The 18,349-nt window shown below is 51.0% G+C and carries 18 protein-coding genes; 14 read left to right on the top strand and 4 right to left on the bottom strand.

Annotated features, from left to right (window positions below; translation table 11 throughout):
- Positions 1 to 43 precede the first annotated feature (43 nt).
- From A0W33_RS17240 to A0W33_RS17230, 3 genes are all read left to right on the top strand, one after another.
- On the top strand, positions 44 to 952 hold the full coding sequence (locus A0W33_RS17240; protein WP_068839332.1) for a LysR family transcriptional regulator: 909 nt from the start codon (positions 44 to 46) through the stop codon (positions 950 to 952).
- A 68-nt stretch (positions 953 to 1,020) separates the two neighbouring features.
- Complete coding sequence (locus tag A0W33_RS17235; RefSeq protein ID WP_068839331.1) at positions 1,021 to 2,232, top strand: threonine synthase; 1,212 nt, start codon at positions 1,021 to 1,023, stop codon at positions 2,230 to 2,232.
- A 196-nt stretch (positions 2,233 to 2,428) separates the two neighbouring features.
- Entirely contained in the window at positions 2,429 to 3,340 is a 912-nt protein-coding gene (locus A0W33_RS17230) for a polysaccharide deacetylase family protein (protein ID WP_068839330.1), read from the top strand.
- Here the strand turns inward: A0W33_RS17230 and A0W33_RS17225 are convergent.
- The 3 genes from A0W33_RS17225 to A0W33_RS17215 all read right to left on the bottom strand — a co-directional run bounded on the left by A0W33_RS17225 (position 3,337) and on the right by A0W33_RS17215 (position 5,970).
- Complete coding sequence (locus A0W33_RS17225; protein WP_068839329.1) at positions 3,337 to 4,212, bottom strand: PhzF family phenazine biosynthesis protein; 876 nt, start codon at positions 4,210 to 4,212, stop codon at positions 3,337 to 3,339. The two genes, A0W33_RS17230 and A0W33_RS17225, sit on opposite strands and share 4 nt — an antisense overlap.
- A gap of 366 nt (positions 4,213 to 4,578) precedes the next feature.
- Complete coding sequence (locus tag A0W33_RS17220) at positions 4,579 to 5,187, bottom strand: hypothetical protein (protein ID WP_068839328.1); 609 nt, start codon at positions 5,185 to 5,187, stop codon at positions 4,579 to 4,581.
- Between the two features lie 300 nt (positions 5,188 to 5,487).
- A complete protein-coding gene (locus tag A0W33_RS17215) occupies positions 5,488 to 5,970 on the bottom strand; it encodes a hypothetical protein (protein WP_068839327.1) in 483 nt (160 codons plus the stop codon).
- 34 nt (positions 5,971 to 6,004) lie between these two features.
- Between A0W33_RS17215 and A0W33_RS17210 the strand changes: the two genes are divergently transcribed.
- Positions 6,005 to 6,496: a nucleoside deaminase gene (locus A0W33_RS17210; protein WP_068839326.1), complete on the top strand. Its 492-nt coding sequence runs from the start codon at positions 6,005 to 6,007 to the stop codon at positions 6,494 to 6,496.
- A 100-nt stretch (positions 6,497 to 6,596) separates the two neighbouring features.
- Here the strand turns inward: A0W33_RS17210 and ffh are convergent, their stop codons facing one another.
- Complete coding sequence (gene ffh, locus A0W33_RS17205; RefSeq protein ID WP_068839325.1) at positions 6,597 to 7,934, bottom strand: signal recognition particle protein; 1,338 nt, start codon at positions 7,932 to 7,934, stop codon at positions 6,597 to 6,599.
- A gap of 162 nt (positions 7,935 to 8,096) precedes the next feature.
- Here ffh and A0W33_RS17200 point away from each other — a divergent pair, with 162 nt between their 5' ends.
- The 10 genes from A0W33_RS17200 to A0W33_RS17155 all read left to right on the top strand — a co-directional run bounded on the left by A0W33_RS17200 (position 8,097) and on the right by A0W33_RS17155 (position 18,318).
- On the top strand, positions 8,097 to 9,452 hold the full coding sequence (locus A0W33_RS17200; protein ID WP_244888607.1) for a glycosyltransferase family 4 protein: 1,356 nt from the start codon (positions 8,097 to 8,099) through the stop codon (positions 9,450 to 9,452).
- A gap of 195 nt (positions 9,453 to 9,647) precedes the next feature.
- On the top strand, positions 9,648 to 10,667 hold the full coding sequence (pseB, locus tag A0W33_RS17195; protein ID WP_068839323.1) for a UDP-N-acetylglucosamine 4,6-dehydratase (inverting): 1,020 nt from the start codon (positions 9,648 to 9,650) through the stop codon (positions 10,665 to 10,667).
- 103 nt (positions 10,668 to 10,770) lie between these two features.
- Entirely contained in the window at positions 10,771 to 11,973 is a 1,203-nt protein-coding gene (gene pseC / locus A0W33_RS17190) for a UDP-4-amino-4,6-dideoxy-N-acetyl-beta-L-altrosamine transaminase (protein ID WP_068839322.1), read from the top strand.
- Positions 11,970 to 12,860 carry an aldo/keto reductase gene (locus tag A0W33_RS17185; protein WP_068839321.1) on the top strand — a complete coding sequence of 297 codons (891 nt, stop codon included), beginning with the start codon at positions 11,970 to 11,972 and terminating at the stop codon, positions 12,858 to 12,860. Before pseC ends, A0W33_RS17185 begins: the two co-directional genes overlap by 4 nt.
- Entirely contained in the window at positions 12,845 to 13,639 is a 795-nt protein-coding gene (locus A0W33_RS17180) for an SDR family oxidoreductase (protein ID WP_068839320.1), read from the top strand. The genes A0W33_RS17185 and A0W33_RS17180 overlap by 16 nt, the downstream gene beginning before the upstream one ends.
- Complete coding sequence (locus A0W33_RS17175) at positions 13,633 to 14,454, top strand: cytidylyltransferase domain-containing protein (RefSeq protein ID WP_068839319.1); 822 nt, start codon at positions 13,633 to 13,635, stop codon at positions 14,452 to 14,454. Before A0W33_RS17180 ends, A0W33_RS17175 begins: the two co-directional genes overlap by 7 nt.
- Positions 14,447 to 15,466, top strand: coding sequence for a UDP-2,4-diacetamido-2,4,6-trideoxy-beta-L-altropyranose hydrolase (gene pseG, locus A0W33_RS17170; RefSeq protein ID WP_068839318.1), 1,020 nt, complete (start codon positions 14,447 to 14,449; stop codon positions 15,464 to 15,466). The genes A0W33_RS17175 and pseG overlap by 8 nt, the downstream gene beginning before the upstream one ends.
- On the top strand, positions 15,447 to 16,022 hold the full coding sequence (locus tag A0W33_RS17165; protein ID WP_068839317.1) for a GNAT family N-acetyltransferase: 576 nt from the start codon (positions 15,447 to 15,449) through the stop codon (positions 16,020 to 16,022). Before pseG ends, A0W33_RS17165 begins: the two co-directional genes overlap by 20 nt.
- Complete coding sequence (gene pseI / locus A0W33_RS17160; protein ID WP_068839316.1) at positions 15,994 to 17,037, top strand: pseudaminic acid synthase; 1,044 nt, start codon at positions 15,994 to 15,996, stop codon at positions 17,035 to 17,037. The genes A0W33_RS17165 and pseI overlap by 29 nt, the downstream gene beginning before the upstream one ends.
- A gap of 3 nt (positions 17,038 to 17,040) precedes the next feature.
- Complete coding sequence (locus A0W33_RS17155) at positions 17,041 to 18,318, top strand: glycosyltransferase family protein (RefSeq protein WP_068839315.1); 1,278 nt, start codon at positions 17,041 to 17,043, stop codon at positions 18,316 to 18,318.
- Positions 18,319 to 18,349 lie beyond the last annotated feature (31 nt).

Genomic DNA, 18,349 nt, shown 5'->3' with positions numbered 1-18,349 from the left:
CCCTACCTCCTGAGGCTACGGCAGGCTTTACATATCAGCATACATGCTTTCCCAACGCCACGAAATTTTCTTTGAAGTTGCCCGCCTGCTAAGTTTCACCAAGGCCAGCCAGACACTGTTTATCAGTCAGTCGGCCATTAGCAAGCACGTTAAGGCGCTGGAGGAGTATTACAAAATTGGCCTGTTTGAGCGCCATGGCAATAGCGTGAGCCTAACACCGGCTGGCCAGCTGCTATACCAGAAGCTACTGGTGGCTAAGGAACTGCAACATGCGCTTTACGAGGAATTCAAAAGCATAAGTGCCGACTTCCTGCCCCAGGTGCGCATGGTGCTTGGCTCCAGCACCACAATATCGCTCTACATCCTGCCGCCGGTACTGTCAGCCTATCTGGCCCAGAACCCGAATGTGCAGATTACGCTGAAAAACCGCAATTCCGAGAACATTCTTAAAGCGCTTGTTGACCGGGAGATTGACCTGGGTATCATCGAAGGCATTAACAAAGTAAGCAACGTGAGCTACACGCCATTTATTCAGGATGAAGTGGTTCCGGTGTGCTCCTCCAAAAATCCGCTGCGCCACCAGAAACTGCAGTTGCAGGACCTCTACAAGATACCGCTGGCCTTGCGCGAGTATGGGTCAGGCACGCTGGCTGTGCTGGAGGAGGCGCTGCTGCAACAGGGCATCCGCCTCCACGACATCCCGGTGAAGATCAGGCTGGGCGGTACAGAGGCGCTGAAAAACTTTGTGCGGGCGGATAACACTTGCCTCTCCTTTTTACCCCGTCCCGCTGTGCTGAAGGAGCTGGAGTCGGGCGAACTGCTGGAAATGCAGGTGGACCAACTGGATGTGCGCCGCACCTTTTACTTTATTCAGCGCAAGGGCACCGAAAACGATAACCTGTTCAAAAATTTCATTCAGTTCACCAAGCGCCAGTATTCCCAAACGGAATAGCCTATTCCTAAATACTATTAGGTATAGTAATACTATAGCTGCTACTTTGCCGTAGATTTAAAGTATCTATGGACACTTCAGTAGCCCTCAACAGCCTTATCCAGCATCTTTCCTGCTCCAATTGCGGCAGAACCTATTCAGCTTTTGAGCCGCAGACGCTGTCGGTGTGCTGTAGCCTGCCGTTAGCTGCAGCGTATGACCTTTCGGTAAACTTATCAAAGCATGAACTGGTGCAGCGGGAGGCCACCATGTGGCGCTATCGGGAGTTCTTACCAGTGCAGCACGACGAGCACATCGTGAGTCTTGGCGAGGGCTTTACACCTATCCTGTCACTTAAAAACCTGGCCAATAAGTATAACCTGAACAAACTGCTGCTGAAAGACGAGGGCCAGAATCCTACGGGCTCCTTTAAAGCCCGCGGCTTAAGTATGGCCATCTCCATGGCAAAGCAGTTCGGGGTGGAAGGCTGTATCATCCCCACCGCTGGCAATGCAGGCGTGGCCATGGCTGCCTATTGTGCTAAAGCGGGCATGCGTGCCGTAGTGGTGATGCCACGGCACACGCCGGAGGCTTTCAAGGAAGAATGTTATTGGTATGGTGCTGAAGTGGTACTGGTAGACGGGCTTATCAACGATTGCGCGGCAAAGGCGAAAGAGCTGAATGCAGCTGGGAATTTGCTCGATGTATCTACGCTGAAGGAACCCTACCGGCTGGAAGGCAAGAAGACCATGGGTTACGAGATAGCCGAGCAACTGCAATGGTCGCTGCCCGATGTAATCCTGTATCCGGCTGGGGGCGGCACCGGCCTCATCGGTATCTGGAAAGCTTTTAAAGAGCTGCTGGCACTGGGCTGGCTTGATGAGGATATTAAGCTGCCGCGCATGATCGCCGTGCAGGCTGCGAATTGCCAACCCCTTGTGGAAACTTTCTTCAGCCGCCAGCCAAACGCCCACCGCTACCACGGCAAGCCAACCATTGCCAACGGCCTCGCCGTGCCACGCCCCATCGGGGAGCAAATGATGCTGCAAGTGCTGCAGGAATCTTATGGAACGGCTATTGGCATTACGGAAGAGGAAATGATAACAGGAATGCAGGAGCTCGGAAAGCAGGAAGGGCTTTTTGTGGCACCGGAGGGAGCCGCCATCTGGATGGCAACCCGGAAAATGCTCCAGTCTGGAAGTATAGCTGCCTCGGACTCTATCCTGCTGCTGAATACTGGCTCCGGCCAGAAATACATGGCCAATGTAGCTGGCCAGTACAATTATCAAAAGGAGGCTTAGCGGATCGCTTGGCTTTGAAGAATTTTAATTTGGATCCACGCTTAACGGCACGATCATATAAATTCACTTACGCTTACCTTATTTTCAACTAAACTTAGCAACTCCCGCTCCACCGGCGGGAGTTGCTGTTTTTTAATGAGCAGGTGTGTTGCTGCTCATAGGGTTTTGTGTATATTGACAGCACATTTACCTGCTTATGACTACCCCTTACACCCGCGAATTCCTCAGCCTTTGCCTGGCTGCCAGCATCCTTTTATCTTCCTGCGATAGTGCCCCTGTGCAGCAGGTGAGTGCCGCAGAAACACCAGCCACGGCATCCCCGGAACCCAATACAGCCCCCGCTGCCGAGACTCCCGATGCCATTAGTGCTCCTGCCACGCCAGTGATAGATCTGTCTGTAAGCTCCGCAGAAGTGCTGGCACGCCCAGAGGTGCCTATTCTATGTTATCACCAGATCAGGGACTGGACAGGGTCTGATTCCCAGCAGGCGAAGGATTATATTGTGCCGGTGGAACGGTTTGAGGAGCAGATTAAAATGCTCGCAGACAGTGGCTACCACAGCATTCTACCCGACCAGTTGCTGGCCTACCTCACCACGGGCGCTCCCCTGCCGCCCAAAGCCGTTATGCTAACGTTCGACGACACCAACCTGAGCCAGTACGAAGTGGCCGCGCCTGTACTGGAGAAGTATGGCTTTAAGGGAATGTTCTTTGTAATGACGGTGTCGCTTGGCAGGCCGCGTTACATGACGCGGGAGCAGGTGCGCGACCTTGCAGCACGCGGGCACGCCATCGGCAGCCATACCTGGGACCACCACAATGTGAAGAAATTTGAGGGCGATGACTGGCTGACACAGGTAGAAAAACCCAAGCAGGTACTGGAGGAGATACTGGGGCAGCCTGTCACGTACTTTGCCTACCCGTTCGGCTTGTGGAACACTCAGGCGATACCGGAGTTAAAGCGCCGCGGCACCACCGCTTCCTTCCAGTTGGCCGCTTCGCAGGATTCGGAAGAGCCGCTCCATTCCATTCGCCGCATAATAGCCAGTGGCTACTGGAGTGCAGACAGGCTGCAAAAGAACATGGAAGGCAGCTTTAACCGCGACTAATCAGCCAGCTCCAGTTGGCGCACCACCACAACAGATCCCCCCACCTGGAGGCCAATGATCTCACCTTGTTCATTCAGTTGCAGTTCCACCTCTATCTGGCTTGGAGACGGTGGCTTCATCAGGTAGCCCTGGTGAATATTATAGTGGCTGACGCCATACTGCAGGTAGTCGTAGAGGTAGCAGGCCAGCGGACCGGCTGCCATACCCGTGGCAGACTCTTCTGGAATGCCGTAGCTAGGCGCAAACATACGGGCAGAGGCATCAGCTGCATTGCTAGCTGTGGTAAAAGCATAGTAGCCCACCAGGTTCAGGTTCTCTGATATAGCCTCGATCAGTGCCTGGTTTGGCTTTAGGTTTTGCAGAGCCGCCTCATCATGCAGGTGCAGCAGCAGAAACCAGACTCCGGTGCTCACCAATATCGGCTCAGCCACCAGCTCCTCTTCCCGCAGGCCTACCGAGGCAGCCACATCACCAGGGCTTACACCTGCTTCAGCCAATGTTTTATACTTGGGGGAAAGCTGCGCCTGGTATACTTTTCCTTCCTTCAGGCTTATCTGCCGGGGCCCCACAATAGACTCTTTGACCGCTCCCGGTTCATTCACATAGGTGAGCTCCAACAAAAGGCCGAACGTAGCTACGGTCGCGTGGCCGCAATGCGGAATCTGGCGGTTCGGAGTAAAAAACTCCACTTTCACATCCCCCACCTCTGACGCAGATACGAAAGCTGTTTCAGACAAGCCAACCTGGGCAGCTATTTCCTGTTTGCGGGCATGCGCCATCGCGTCGGCATGAATCACTACGCCGGCGGCATTGCCACCATCTGATTTGTCTGTAAAGGCTTTAACTAAAAAGAGCTCTGGCTGCGGGGTCATACTTGTGCTAGTTGATGGATTGGTTGTGAAATTCAATATAACCTAATTTTACTTAAATAAAGCGACAAAAGGAGATTTGAAAATTAACCGCTTCATTTACAGGAAGTATTGTTCGAAAAGAATTAGCCGGTCTGCCAGCCGAAAGTTTGCTGGCTTTGGTTGCAGCAGGCTGCTATTCTTTCCCAAAGCTGGCGCATTCCACCGCGGCACAAAAAAAGGTTTTGTTAACCCTCCTCAAAAGAGCAGTGTTAACAAAACCTTCTTAACAGCTGCTGCAAACAGCAACCTTTATTTATATTATAACTTAGTTATCAGTATGCTACCATTACATCAAAAATCGATACTTTAAGTATAACAGCAAAGTACCTAGTTCGAGTCAGTGGCATCGGCAGTAGTTTCCAGCGTGCGGAACTCCATCTGAAGCGCCTTTATTTTCACTTCAATTTCTGTAGGGATGTTTCCTGTTATCTCGCCTTTGCGCTCGTTCAGTTTCTCCAGTACCCGCTTGGCCATCTCCCACTCCTGGTCGCGCCATGTCTCGCTTTGCTGGCGCACGTTTTCCATAAAGGTGATGTAGGCATCCTGCACATTCGTTTCGTTGATGGTGGCATAGTCCGCCCAACGGCCCATCAGGTTACGCTCCCACTCAGCCATGTCCGGCGTAGCGTTGTTTTGCGCATAGGCCGCATCGGCCGATTGAAACTGCTGTTTCAGTTCCTGGTATTCCTGCTTTAGCTCAGCGCTGAACTGATCTTCTTTCTGGTCCAGTTCCTGTGTGCGCATACGAAAATCTTCTCTCGACTGCTTCCAGTCTTCTTCTGTTCTGTCGGCGATGTTAGAAGTAGTGGTGCTTACCCAACTTCTAAAATCCGCAAGTTCGTCTTCTACCTCGGTCTCTCGGGTAGTGGAGCAACTGCTCATCATCACACTGAAGGCCAGTGCCAGACCCATAATTATTCTAAATGGCTTTTTCATAGTTACATTATTTACAAGTCACGTTAATCATCCCTACCTACGAGGCTAGCCGGATTTAAGATATTTATACGGCAGTTGAAATCACGCTACCACACGTAACTACTTGAAAAATAAAGACTAAACAACACCACCCATCCCTAACACTGTCCGTATAAAGAGAAAAAGCAGGGTAGAACAATGTAAAAAAAACTCCAGGCTTTTACAGATATGAAACCCCGAAAGGGCAAAGAGAGTTGGATAGCTTATACTTCGAGTATGCAAGAAACGGCACAAGTGAAGTATAAGCTATTTTGTGTTCTGTTACTTTTGCGCTTCAAACAGCAGAAAAACCTTGCCGCTGATAAATTGCTGCAGCACAAGTTGCATTGCACTCACCTCCTCTATTTGCCAGCGTGGCATCATGGTGCTTAGCATTGCCCTGCCATCCACGCTGGTGGTCTGCATACTAATCAGGCCACGCGCCGTATCTAATGTCCAGCGCCCCTCCTCCACCACCTGCAGTTCGCTTAACCCGTTGTTGGTGCGCCCTGGCTTTATTAACCGGTAAGTGGAGTCGGGGCGGAAGGTGAGTTGCATCTTATCCGGAGTTATACCTGGGGCTGATTCTCCTAAACGCTGCTGCTCCCGCAGTACCCATGTCTGGGCAAGCAGTTGGGCGGTATCAGGCTGTTGCGGCAACAGGATTTTATGGGCTGAAGCCGGAAATGGCACCGGGGCAGTAGGACCATGAAAGGTCAGCGCAAGTGTGGATAAGATTGTCAGGAGAAGCATATACTTTGGCATACTACACTACTGCTGATTAAGTTAATCATCATCTATGAAAGAATCAATGGAAACAGAGAAAGACGCTGCTTTTATGCGAGAAGCCATCAGGCTATCAGTAGAGAAAATGCAGCAGGGCTTTGGCGGGCCGTTCGGAGCGGTGGTGGTGCGCCAGGGCGAGATCATCTCGAAAGGCTTCAATCAGGTACTCTCCAGCAACGACCCCACTGCCCACGCCGAGGTAGACGCCATCCGTAAGGCAGCCAAAAAACTGGGCACCCATGACCTGTCGGACTGCGAACTCTACACCAGTTGCGAACCCTGCCCCATGTGCCTGGGCGCTATCTACTGGGCCCGGCTACGGAAAGTATGCTATGGCAACACGCATGACGATGCCGCGCAAATAGGTTTTGATGACGCCTTTATCTACAAGGAAATAGAGAAGCCGCTGGCGCAACGGCAAATCCCGATGCAGCAGTGCCTGGCCTCGGAGGCAAAAGAGGCTTTTGCCTTGTGGGAGAAACTGGAAAGCAAACGCCCTTACTAGCCAAGCGGCAGCGCAAGTATAAACTGTAGCCTCAAACAAAAAAGCCGGCCATACTTCCTAATGAAGTATGGCCGGCTTTTTTGTTATACCTGAGCGGTAACTAGCGCTGCTTCATCATACTTGCCAGGTTGGCTAAGCCACCGCGCTTGCCCGACATCTTGTTCATCGTGCGCATCATCTTGCGCATATCGTTGAACTGCTTCATCAGGTTGTTCACTTGCGTGATGTCGGTGCCGCTGCCTTTGGCGATACGGTTACGGCGGCTGCCGCTGATCATATCCGGGTTCTCGCGCTCCTGAGGTGTCATCGATTTGATAATGGCCTCAATTGGCTTGAAGGCATTCTCGTCAATCTCCACATCTTTCAAGGCTTTGCCCACGCCAGGGATCATGCCTACCAGGTCTTTGATGTCACCCATCTTCTTGATCTGCTCAAGCTGCGTCAGGAAGTCGTCGAAGTTGAATTGATTCTTGCGGATCTTCTTGTTGATGCGCTTGGCTTCGTCCTCGTCAAAGGCCTGCTGCGCACGCTCTACCAAGGAAATCACGTCGCCCATGCCCAGGATACGCTGTGCCATACGATCCGGGTAGAACAGGTCCAGCGCCTCCATCTTCTCACCAGTGGAGATAAACTTGATCGGCTTCTCCACCACGGCACGAATCGAAAGGGCCGCACCACCGCGCGAGTCACCATCGAGCTTCGTCAGCACAACGCCATCGAAGTTGATGCGCTCGTTGAACGTTTTGGCCGTGTTCACCGCATCCTGGCCTGTCATAGAGTCCACCACAAACAAGGTTTCAGTTGGCTTCACGGCTGCCTTGATGTCGGCTATTTCTTTCATCATCGCCTCATCCACGGCCAAACGGCCGGCAGTATCGATGATAACTACTTTCTTATGCGTTTTGCGGGCGTGCTCAATGGCGTTGAGGGCAATCTGCACCGGGTTTTTGCTGTCAATCTCAGTATAGGCTTCTACCCCTACCTGCCCTGCCAGCACCTGCAGCTGGTTTACCGCAGCCGGACGGTACACGTCGCAGGCAGCCACCAGCACCGAGCGGCCTTGCTTTTTAATATGGTTTGCCAGCTTGCCAGTGAATGTTGTTTTACCGGAGCCCTGCAGACCAGAGATCAGGATAATGGCCGGCTCGCCTTTCAAGTTGATGTCCTGCTTCTCGCCACCCATCAGTTCGGTGAGCTGCTCGTGCATGATCTTCACCATCAGCTGCCCCGGCGACACGGCGATCAACACGTCGCGGCCCAGTGCCTCTTCCTTGATCTTATCGGTGACGGTTTTGGCTACTTTATAGTTTACGTCAGCATCCACCAGGGCACGGCGTACCTCTTTGATGGTGGCGGCTACGTTAATTTCGGTAATGCTACCCTGGCCCTTCAGCGTTTTAAAGGCGCGGTCTAACTTGTTACTTAAATTATCAAACATCTGTTTCTATCGATTTACCAACAAAAATAAGGAATATCAGCAATACTTACTACTTAATTCTACGACATAAACAGGAGCGGTTCTGGTTCCGGCCGCAAGTATAAATACAACGGCTGCCCTGTTGCCGCGTAAAATCGCAAGTGGAAATATTAATTCTTATATTTGAATCACACCTTAACTGCTTCTGATTTGGACAAGACAGACTTACTTGATATCCTTTTTATTACGTATTACTGGCCGCCCTCCGGTGGCCCCGGGGTGCAGCGCGGGCTCAAATTCTGCAAATACCTGCCGCAAACCGGCGTCTGCCCCACTGTGCTGACGGTGGATGAGCAGCAGGCCTCCTACCCCCTGCTGGATGCCACCTTTGAGAAAGAGATTCCCGAGGGTTTGCAGGTATACCGCACCTCCACCTCGGAGCCCTTCGAATATTATAAAAAGCTGTCCGGTAAAAAAGAAATACCCTACAGCGGCTTTGCCAACCAGCAGTCGAAGGACACACTCGTGGACAAGGTGTTTAAGTTTGTGCGCGGCAATTTGTTTATACCAGATGCCAGAGTTGGTTGGAACAAGCACGCGCTCAGAAAGGCAGAGGAGTTGCTAAAGACGGGCAAGTATGAAGCCATCATTACCACCAGTCCGCCGCATTCCACGCAACTGATCGGCCTGAAGCTGAAGAAGAAGTATAACCTGCCCTGGATCGCCGACCTGCGCGACCCCTGGACCAACATCCACTACTACGACCAGCTGTACCATACGGCCCTGGCCAAGCGGCTCGATGAGAAGTATGAGCGCCAGGTGCTGGAGCAGGCCGATGCCATCATTGTGACCAGCGAGGATACTAAGCGCCTGTTCCTGAACAAGCCCATCGGCATTGACGTGGACAAAATCCATGTGATCCCGAACGGCTACGATGCCGAGGACTTTGTTTTCCATAGCCTGCCGCCCAAAAAAGAGTATCTGATCACCTACACCGGCACCATTACGGAAAACTACAACCTGGATGTCTTCCTGAAGGTGATGGCCCACCTGATGTCGCTGCACAGCGATGTGAATTACAAACTGCGCTTTGTGGGCAAAGTGTCGGATGGCATGAAAAAGCGCATTGAGAAGGCGGGAGTACTGGGCATCACCGAATTTATACCTTACGTGCCGCACCAGCAGGCTATCAAATATATGATGGAAAGTACGGCCTTGCTGATTTCCATCGCCGACGTGGACAATGTGTACGCCAACGTTCCAGGCAAACTGTTTGAGTATCTGGCTGCTAACAAACCTATTATTGCTCTGGGTCCCGTGCACTCCGATATGGACCGGATCATTGACGAGTGTGGCGCCGGCCGCCTGTTCCACTATACCGCCTACGACCTGATGCTGGACCACATGAACCAATCGACCAAAGCCTGGAAAACAAATCCTAACCTGGACTTGCCGTTCATCAATCACTCCCGCTTCTCAAGAGAGGCACTGACGGGAGAATTGGCTGGCATCATCAAAAAGCTGGCTAAAGCTAAATAGCCAGACTTTATGTTATACTTACAAAGCAGTCTCAACGGGCTGCTTTTTTTGTGCCTTTGATGGGGAGCAGAATATTTTTGAGAACTGTCCCCTTCACGCCGGGTCTGCTCTGGCAGGCTTTCGTTTTAATAAGTATCTTGCAGCATGATTGGGTGACTAATTCGTACCCAACGTATAAAGGCAAAATTTGAAAGAATGGCATTAGACCTTAACAACAAGGCTATATTAATTACGGGTGGCACCGGCTCGTTTGGGAAAAAATTTGTGGAGATGGTGTACGCGCGGTTCCCGGATGTGAGGCGCGTGGTAATCTACTCCCGCGACGAGCTGAAGCAGTTTGAGATGTCGCAGGTATTTCCGCACAGCAAGTATAAATCAATACGGTATTTCATTGGCGACGTGCGCGACGGCGATCGGTTCAAGCGCGCCTGCGAAGGCATAGACATTATTGTACACGCAGCCGCGCTAAAACAAGTACCAGCTGCAGAGTACAACCCAATGGAGTGCATCAAAACGAATGTGCTGGGTGCTGAGAATGTAATTAACGCGGCACTCGATTGCGGAGTGAAGGATGTAGTGGCGCTGTCTACCGATAAAGCCGCGGCGCCCATTAACCTGTATGGGGCCACCAAACTTTGCTCTGACAAGCTTTTTGTGGCAGCCAACAACATGCGCGGCAAGCGCGACATAAGGTTTTCGGTAGTTCGCTACGGCAACGTGATCGGCTCCCGGGGTTCTGTGGTGCCTTTCTTTCTGAAGAAGCGTGCGGACGGTGTTCTGCCCATCACCCATCCGGACATGACCAGGTTTAACATATCCCTGGAAGAGGGCGTGGAACTGGTGTTCCATGCGCTGGAAAACCATTGGGGCGGTGAAATTTTCGTACCAAAGATCCCATCTTACCGCATCACCGATGTGGCCGAAGCCATTGGCCCAAATTGTGAGCAGGAGATTGTAGGAATTCGCCCAGGTGAGAAACTGCACGAGGAGATGATCACCGAGACTGACTCCCTTAATACGGTAGAACTGGATAAATATTATGTGATACTCCCGTCTACCCCGCGTTGGGAGCCACAGGACTTCTTGAAAGCACACAACGGGCGCATGACAGAACTTGGCTTTAAGTATAACTCCGGCACCAACGACGACTGGCTTAGCGTAGAACAACTGCGCGAGCAGATCCGCCAGCACGTAGACCCCAATTTTTCTGTTTAATTGAAAATTATGAATTAGAAATTAGAATAGTGGCTTTATGTAGTCCTCATTTTTAATTTCTAATTTCTCAATTCTAATTTTTCTCAATTCTAATTTATTCTCCATGAACTCAGAACTCAGCTCTAGTCCTAAGCCTATCCCCTACGGTCGGCAGAACATTACGGAGGATGACGTTGCGGCGGTAGTGGATACGCTGCAATCAGATTTCCTGACGCAGGGGCCGAAGGTGGCAGCTTTCGAGCGCGCCTTTGCTGACTATGTGGGTGCTGATTTTGCGGTGGCTGTGAGTAACGGCACGGCGGCGCTGCACCTGTGCGCCATGGCGCTGGGTGTAAATGAGGAGTCAAGAGTTATCACAACACCGATCACGTTTGTGGCTTCGGCCAACTGCGTGCGCTACTGCGGCGGCACGGTGGAGTTTGCCGACATTGACCCGGCCACGGCCCTGCTGGACGTGGAGAAGGTGCGGCAGCTGATCGAGAGCAAGCCGAAAGGTTACTACAGCGGCATTATTCCGGTGGATTTTGCCGGCAACCCGGTGAACCTGGAGGAATTCCGTAAACTGGCCGATGCGCACGGGCTCTGGATAATTGAGGATGCCTGCCACGCGCCGGGCGGCTACTTCTTCGACAGCAACGGAGAGCAGCAGCACTGTGGCAACGGCAAGTACGCGGATCTGGCCATTTTCTCTTTTCACCCTGTCAAGCACATCGCCACGGGCGAGGGCGGCATGATCACCACCAACGACGAGAAGCTGTACAAGGAGCTGCTGAAACTGCGCACCCACGGCATCACCCGCGACCCTGAACTGATGGAGGAGAACCACGGCGGCTGGTACATGGAGATGCAGGAACTGGGCTACAACTATCGCATCCCGGACATGCTCTGCGCACTGGGTATCTCCCAGCTGCAGCGAGCTGACGCCGGCCTTGCCCGCAGGAAAGGCATTGCCAAAGTATATGATGAGGCCTTTGCAGATGTGCCGGGTATCACTACCTTGCAGACCACAGCCGCCGCATTCGGCGAGGCGAGCGCTACAGGCCATGCCTACCACCTCTATGTGATCCAGGTGCAGGACCGCAAGGGGCTGTACGATTTTCTGCGCGAGCACAACATCTTTGCGCAGGTGCACTACATTCCAGCCCACACCATGCCCTACTACCGCAGCTTGGGCTACCAAAAAGGAGATTTTCCGGCGGCCGAGCAGTATTACGCTGGCTGCCTGAGCCTGCCGATGTACCCCACCCTGACGCAGGAGGAGCAGCAGTATGTGATTGAGAAGGTAAAAGCGTTTGTCGGGAGGTGATTATAACAAAAGAGAATAACAACAGCCGGCTTATACTTGGCACCGCCCAATTCGGCTTGCCCTATGGCATCAGTAACAGCCGAGGACAGATTCAGGCAGGTGAAGTTGCAGCCATACTTGTTGCTGCTGCAAAAGCAGGAATCACTACCTTAGATACGGCAGCAGCTTATGGCAACAGCGAAAACATTCTGGCAAGCACTTTTGGAAGTGTAAATGAAACCTTCCAAATCATTTCCAAATGTCCTCCCAATAAACCAGAGCTAACTATAAAGCATGCATTCAATGAGTCAGCCCAGAGACTCCAGGTTCCGAAACTTTATGGTTATTTGCTGCATAGTTACGCCAGTTATACTTCAAATAAAAAAATTATACAGGAGCTGCAGGAGCTGAAAGCGGATGGCCTGGTGGAGAAGATCGGCATTTCGCTTTACCACCCGGAGGAAGCAGAGGAATTGATCAAAGACGGAGCAGCAATAGACATTGTGCAGTTTCCGTACAGCGTCTTCGACCGCCGCTTTGAAAAGGTGCTGCCGCATCTCCGTCAGCAGGGCATTGAAACGCATGTGCGCTCAGTATACCTGCAAGGTCTATATTTCATGTCGGCAGAAAACTTTAACGGCTCTTTGAAGGCAGCCGGACCTAAAATTGAGCAACTGCAGCAACTAGCTAGGTCAAGCAGTGTTCCTTTGCCGGCGCTTCTGTTGGGATTTGCGCTAGCAAATCCGCATATTAGCAAGGTGGTGATTGGCGTGGAAAGCCTACAGACGCTTAAAGAGAATATCACCTACAGTGATATCAAAATACCGCCGAAATTACTGGAAGCACTGCAGCAGTTTAAAGAAGAAGACCAGAACATCATACTCCCCTACCTATGGCCGAAAACCTGAACAATCCACTAAGCTCCCTCTTCTCACTTGAAGGCAAAGTAGCACTGGTGACAGGCGGTTACGGCCATTTGGGAACTGCCATTTCGGAAGGATTGGCAGAGGCCGGTGCCACTGTGTTTGTGCTGGGCAGAAGTGAGGAAAAGTTCTCGAAGGCTTTTGAGGAACGTGCACAGCTACGTTTCCAATACTGCGACATCTCCGACACGCAAAGTATAAAATCAGCCTTTGCCGCCGCGCAAGCAGCGGCAGGCAAACTGGACGTACTGGTAAACAGTGCGGTATACTCTAAAGGTCAGGCACCGGAGAATCTTACGGATGAGGAATGGAGCTCGGGAATCGATGGAAACCTAAACAGCGTGTACCGCTGCATTCGGGAAATTATCCCCTACTTAAAATACAAAGGCGGGCGGATCATCAACGTGTCGTCTATGTACGGTATGGTTTCGCCCGATTTTCATATCTACAAAGATAGTCCTGCTTTCCTGAACCCACCGCATTATGGCGCGGCCAAGGCGGGCGTGCTGCAACTCACCCGCTACTTCGCCTGTTACTTAGGCAAGTATGGCATTACTGTAAATACTGTAACACCAGGCCCTTTTCCGGGGGAAGCGGTGCAGCAGGATGAGCCGTTTATGCAGCATCTCAAACATAAAAACCCATTGGGCAGAATCGGAAAGCCGGATGAGTTGAAAGGCGCTTTCGTCTACCTGGCATCAGACGCTTCTTCTTTCATGACAGGGCAGAACATGGTGATAGACGGAGGCTGGACGGCATGGTAAAAGTAGGCGCCATCATACAGGCACGCCTTGGCTCTGAGCGGCTCCCGAACAAGGCACTGCTTCCGCTGCCCTTCGGCGGTGGGCCCAGCTTGTTGCAGCATGTGGTGAACAGAGCAAAAGCCGCATCCAGCGAATACCATGTAATTGTGGCCACGTCTGCCACTGCGGCAGATGATCAGATTCAGCAGTTGTGTGAACAGGAGCAAATACACTGCTTCAGGGCATCACTGGATGATGTACTGGCTAGATTCTCCGATGCTGCTGAAAAGTATAAACTGGACGTGGTGATCAGGCTTACGGGTGACAATCCCTTCATTTTCCCGAAAAAGATTGAGTTGGCTGTTACCGAACACTTAAAATCAGGTGCCGCCTATACCTTAACAGAGGGATTGCCATTAGGCACCAACCTGGAGGTGATTTCAGCCTCTGCGTTGCTGCAGGCGGCCGCTGAAGCAACAGAACCAGATGACCGGGAGCACGTCACACCGTATATCCGCAGGACAGAAAGCTTTAGAAAGCATACAATACATTTTGAATCTGATCTTAAAGCGCTGCGCCTGACGGTGGATTACCCGTCTGACTATGCTCTGGCATCGATGCTGTACGAAAAGCTTTCCGTTACAGATCCAAATTTTGGACTCGACCAGTTAGAGCAACTGCTGCGGGATCACCCTTGGTTGCTGCACGTAAACAGTCAGAACACGCAGCGCATGGCCTTTGCATCAGAAAAAGAAGAGCTGGCGGAGGCAAGGAAAGTACTGCAACAAAGAGGCTTCACCAGAGTGCTAAAATACATTAAAGAAAAAAATGCATAAGCAAAAGCGAATTATATTTCGGGCTGATGGCAACAGCAGGATTGGTTTGGGCCATGTGATGCGCTCGCTGGCACTTGCTGCCATACTTCGGAAGGACTTTGAGTGCATTTTTGCCATACAGGCACCGGCAATAGAGCTGCAGGCGCTGATCAGAAGCGTCTGCCACGGCCTCATCAACCTACCCCTCTGCCCCCCCACCGAAGAACGGTACCCCCACGAACTCAATGCCTACATCTCCCCGGAAGAAATAGTGGTGCTGGATGGCTATACTTTCAATACAACTTACCAGAAAAGTATAAAAACCAAGGGAGCAACAATTGTCAGCATTGATGATATCCATGCCTACCATTTTGTGGCAGATGTGGTGATAAGTCACGTAGTTGGGTTGAAAAGAGAGCAATTCTCGGTAGAAAAGTACACCAATTTCTATTTGGGTGCCGAGTATGCTTTGCTCCGAAGTGAGTTTCTGACTGCCGCCAGCCAAGCAGTAGAACCGGCAACAGATTCGAAAGCTGTGTTTATTTGCCTGGGAGGAGCCGATCCTGAAAATCATACCTTGCAGGTACTGCGCCAATGTGCAGGCAAAGCCCCTGATCTAAAGTATTTTGTAGTAGTTGGTGCCGCGAATAGAAACAAGCATAGTATCACTGCATTTGCTTCTTCTGCCGCACTGGACATACATTTGCTGGAGAACCTGAATGCGGGTCAGATGCTGCACTACATGCAGCAGGCAGCTACGGCCATTACCTCGGCCAGTACTGTAGGCTATGAGTACCTTTGCACGCATGGCATTTTATACTTGCTGCAAACGGCCGATAATCAGGCCGAAGTATATACATACCTGCTGGAGCAAAGAATAGCCCTTCCTTTTACTAAATTTGGGGAAAATATAGCCACCGAAGAAAAAGCAGATTTAATACGCAACGGAAGCATGCTTTTCGATGGACAGCAAGCCCAGCGACTTCTGAACATATTTAAAAACCTGGCACACCATGAGAACCTACGAGACTGACCGTATTTTCCTCCGAAAGATTCGGGTAGAGGACATTAATGAGCGCTTTATGAATTGGTTTGAAGATGAGGAGTTGATGAAGTTTTATACTAACTCCAAAAAGACAATAACCAAGGAGGTGCTGCTACAAAACATAGAGCAGGGCGAGGTTAATCATAACAGCTTTACTTACGGCATTTTCTACAAAGATTCCGGAGACTGCATCGGCACGATAAAAGTTGGCCCAATCAACTTCAACCATAAAATATCTGATTTGGTGGTGTTGTTGGGCGATAAGAGCTACCACGGCAAAGGATTGGCGGTTGAAGCCATCGAGCTAGGAAATAAGTTGGCATTTGAGGAACATGATATCCGGAAGCTATTTGGGGGCATGTATGCGTCAAATCTATCATCCATCAAAGCTTATACTCGTGCTGGTTGGATAATAGAAGGCCGCTTAAAAGGCCATTATTTGGTGGAGGGCAAAGCTGAAGATAGAATTTTAGTAGGCTGCTTTAACCCAAAGTGTTTTACAAATGCGGAAATTGATGATGCAAGATATCAAGATACAAAATAGAGTAATAGGTCTGGTCCACAAGCCTTTCATCATTGCCGAAATGTCCGGCAACCACAACCAGTCCCTGGAGCGTGCCCTGGCCATTGTGGATGCCGCTGCTGCTGCTGGTGCGGATGCCATCAAGCTGCAAACTTACACGGCCGACACCATGACCTTGCGCGGTGCTATCACGATCGAAGATGACAACTCACTGTGGCAAGGGCGCGAGCTGTACGATTTGTACGAGGAGGCCTACACGCCTTGGGAATGGCACCAGCCTATTTTTGAGCGGGCAAAAGCACACGGCCTCATCGCCTTCTCCTCTCCTTTTGATGAAACAGCGGTGGATTTTCTGGAGGAACTGAATGTCCCGGCTTATAAGATAGCTTCCTTTGAAAATACCGACCACCCGCTGCTGCGAAAGGTAGCGGCCACAAGAAAACCAGTGATCATGAGCACGGGTGCCGCCACGGTACAGGAAGTGGCCGAGGGCGTGCAGGTGCTGTATGAGGCAGGTTGCAAGGACCTGATTCTGCTGAAATGCACCTCTACTTACCCGGCCACACCGGAGAACACGAACTTGCTCACCATTCCGCACATGCGCGAGCTTTACAACCTGCAGATCGGCCTTTCGGACCATACCATGGGAATTGGCGCATCGGTGGCGGCAGTGGCTCTTGGCGCCACTGTTATTGAAAAGCATTTTACCCTACGCAGGGCCGATGGCGGCGTGGATTCTGCTTTCTCGCTGGAGCCGGAAGAGTTAAAAGCGCTGGTAGTGGAGTCTGAGAGGGCAAAGCTGGCACTGGGTCATGTGCAGTACGGCGTGCAGCGGGCCGAGGAAAAAAGTCGCCTGTTCAAGCGCTCTGTTTATGCAGCCAAAGATATTGCAGCCGGAGAGGAACTGACAAAAGAAAATATTCGCGTTATTCGCCCCGGCATGGGCCTTGCCCCAAAGCATTACGAGGAAGTGTTGGGCCGAAAAGCCAAGCAGGCTATACCCAAAGGCACACCACTCAACTGGGGCCTGGTGTAAACCATGAAAAAGTGGTTTGCCCTTTACAGCGATATTCTGTACCTGCACTTTTCGGAGCACTTTCTTCAGCTTCCGGAAAGTGCAAAAAATGCCTATTCCCCTAAAAACCCCTTGTTGCGCCTGCTGCGTATGGCCGGTTATACGTTCCTGCGCCTGCTAGGCAACGTGTTCAAAGGAGTAGAACACCCCACAAGGTTAAAAGGCAAGGTATGGCTGTATGTGGTGAGCCAGAACAATTACGACAGCCTCCATTTTCTGCAGCAAGCTTTGCCTGATGCCGTGGCTGTAGCAGGCCAAAGCAAGCAGATAGGCAAGTATAACGCTGTGGTAGAACGAATTTCACTGCGGCGGAAGCTGCTTTACTATTACAGGTTCCTGCCGCTCTTTTACCACTTTCTGAAAAGCAGGAAGCAAGCTACACTTCGTTTTTATGACGTTCTTTACGATGCCGTGGGCTTTTACGAAATATACCACCGCAAGCTGCAACAGTACAAGCCTTTGGCAGTTGTGTTTGCAAATGATCATAACGCCGACGCCCGCGCTATGCTGCTTGCAGCGAAAGGGTTAGGCATCAAAACAATTTATCTTCAGCATGCCAGCGTCAGTACGCTGTTCCCGCCGCTTTCCTTCGACCTGAATTTGCTAGAGGGACAGGACTCGCTGAACAAGTACAGGCAGTGCGGACCAATTTGGGGCAAAGTGGAACTGGTAGGTATGCCCAAAGCCGACAAATACATTCCATTCCGAAATAACAGCAGGCATATCCGCACCATTGGAATTGGCTGTAACATCATCGATGAGCTTTCGGAAATCGAAATATTACTTCGCTTACTTGACTTAGAACTGCCTGAAGTAAGTATACTTCTTCGCCCCCACCCTCGCGAAAAGCGGCGTTTCAATTCTCTTAAAAACATAAGTGACCGCATCAGTCTTTCTGACAGTCGTAATGTATCGGCTTTTGAATACCTGCAGCAAATTGATGTGCAAATCAGTGCCACTTCCGGCATTCATCTGGAGGCGGTGTTGCTCAATGTTTGGTCGATTTACTATGATTTTAGTCCTACACAAAATGTTGATGATTACTATGGCTTTATCCAGAACGGGCTGGTAGATGAAGTACATACCTCAGAGCAGCTAATTAAATTGATTCGAACGCATCTGCGTGCAAAACCGGATGTTGTGGAGAGGGCTCAGTATTATAGCGCAACCGTTGCCACAGCGAATGATGGCAGGAGCAGCGCCCTGGCTTTACAGCACATTGACAGGTTTGTGAATCCATAGATATCTACATATATTGAAGCATAAATAAACT

The sequence above is a fragment of the Pontibacter akesuensis genome, assembly GCF_001611675.1.
Classification (GTDB): Bacteria; Bacteroidota; Bacteroidia; order Cytophagales; family Hymenobacteraceae; genus Pontibacter; species Pontibacter akesuensis.
This window is presented reverse-complemented; position numbering and strand designations above follow the sequence as displayed.

Excerpts from the sequence above, each read along its gene's own strand:
- A0W33_RS17240 (WP_068839332.1), top strand. The coding sequence starts at position 44 with ATGCTTTCCCAACGCCACGAAATTTTCTTTGAAGTTGCCCGCCTGCTA.
- A0W33_RS17235 (WP_068839331.1), top strand. The coding sequence starts at position 1,021 with ATGGACACTTCAGTAGCCCTCAACAGCCTTATCCAGCATCTTTCCTGC.
- A0W33_RS17230 (WP_068839330.1), top strand. The coding sequence starts at position 2,429 with ATGACTACCCCTTACACCCGCGAATTCCTCAGCCTTTGCCTGGCTGCC.
- A0W33_RS17225 (WP_068839329.1), bottom strand. The coding sequence starts at position 4,212 with ATGACCCCGCAGCCAGAGCTCTTTTTAGTTAAAGCCTTTACAGACAAA.
- A0W33_RS17220 (WP_068839328.1), bottom strand. The coding sequence starts at position 5,187 with ATGAAAAAGCCATTTAGAATAATTATGGGTCTGGCACTGGCCTTCAGT.
- A0W33_RS17215 (WP_068839327.1), bottom strand. The coding sequence starts at position 5,970 with ATGCCAAAGTATATGCTTCTCCTGACAATCTTATCCACACTTGCGCTG.
- A0W33_RS17210 (WP_068839326.1), top strand. The coding sequence starts at position 6,005 with ATGAAAGAATCAATGGAAACAGAGAAAGACGCTGCTTTTATGCGAGAA.
- ffh (WP_068839325.1), bottom strand. The coding sequence starts at position 7,934 with ATGTTTGATAATTTAAGTAACAAGTTAGACCGCGCCTTTAAAACGCTG.
- pseB (WP_068839323.1), top strand. The coding sequence starts at position 9,648 with ATGGCATTAGACCTTAACAACAAGGCTATATTAATTACGGGTGGCACC.
- pseC (WP_068839322.1), top strand. The coding sequence starts at position 10,771 with ATGAACTCAGAACTCAGCTCTAGTCCTAAGCCTATCCCCTACGGTCGG.
- A0W33_RS17180 (WP_068839320.1), top strand. The coding sequence starts at position 12,845 with ATGGCCGAAAACCTGAACAATCCACTAAGCTCCCTCTTCTCACTTGAA.
- A0W33_RS17175 (WP_068839319.1), top strand. The coding sequence starts at position 13,633 with ATGGTAAAAGTAGGCGCCATCATACAGGCACGCCTTGGCTCTGAGCGG.
- pseG (WP_068839318.1), top strand. The coding sequence starts at position 14,447 with ATGCATAAGCAAAAGCGAATTATATTTCGGGCTGATGGCAACAGCAGG.
- A0W33_RS17165 (WP_068839317.1), top strand. The coding sequence starts at position 15,447 with ATGAGAACCTACGAGACTGACCGTATTTTCCTCCGAAAGATTCGGGTA.
- pseI (WP_068839316.1), top strand. The coding sequence starts at position 15,994 with ATGATGCAAGATATCAAGATACAAAATAGAGTAATAGGTCTGGTCCAC.
- A0W33_RS17155 (WP_068839315.1), top strand. The coding sequence starts at position 17,041 with ATGAAAAAGTGGTTTGCCCTTTACAGCGATATTCTGTACCTGCACTTT.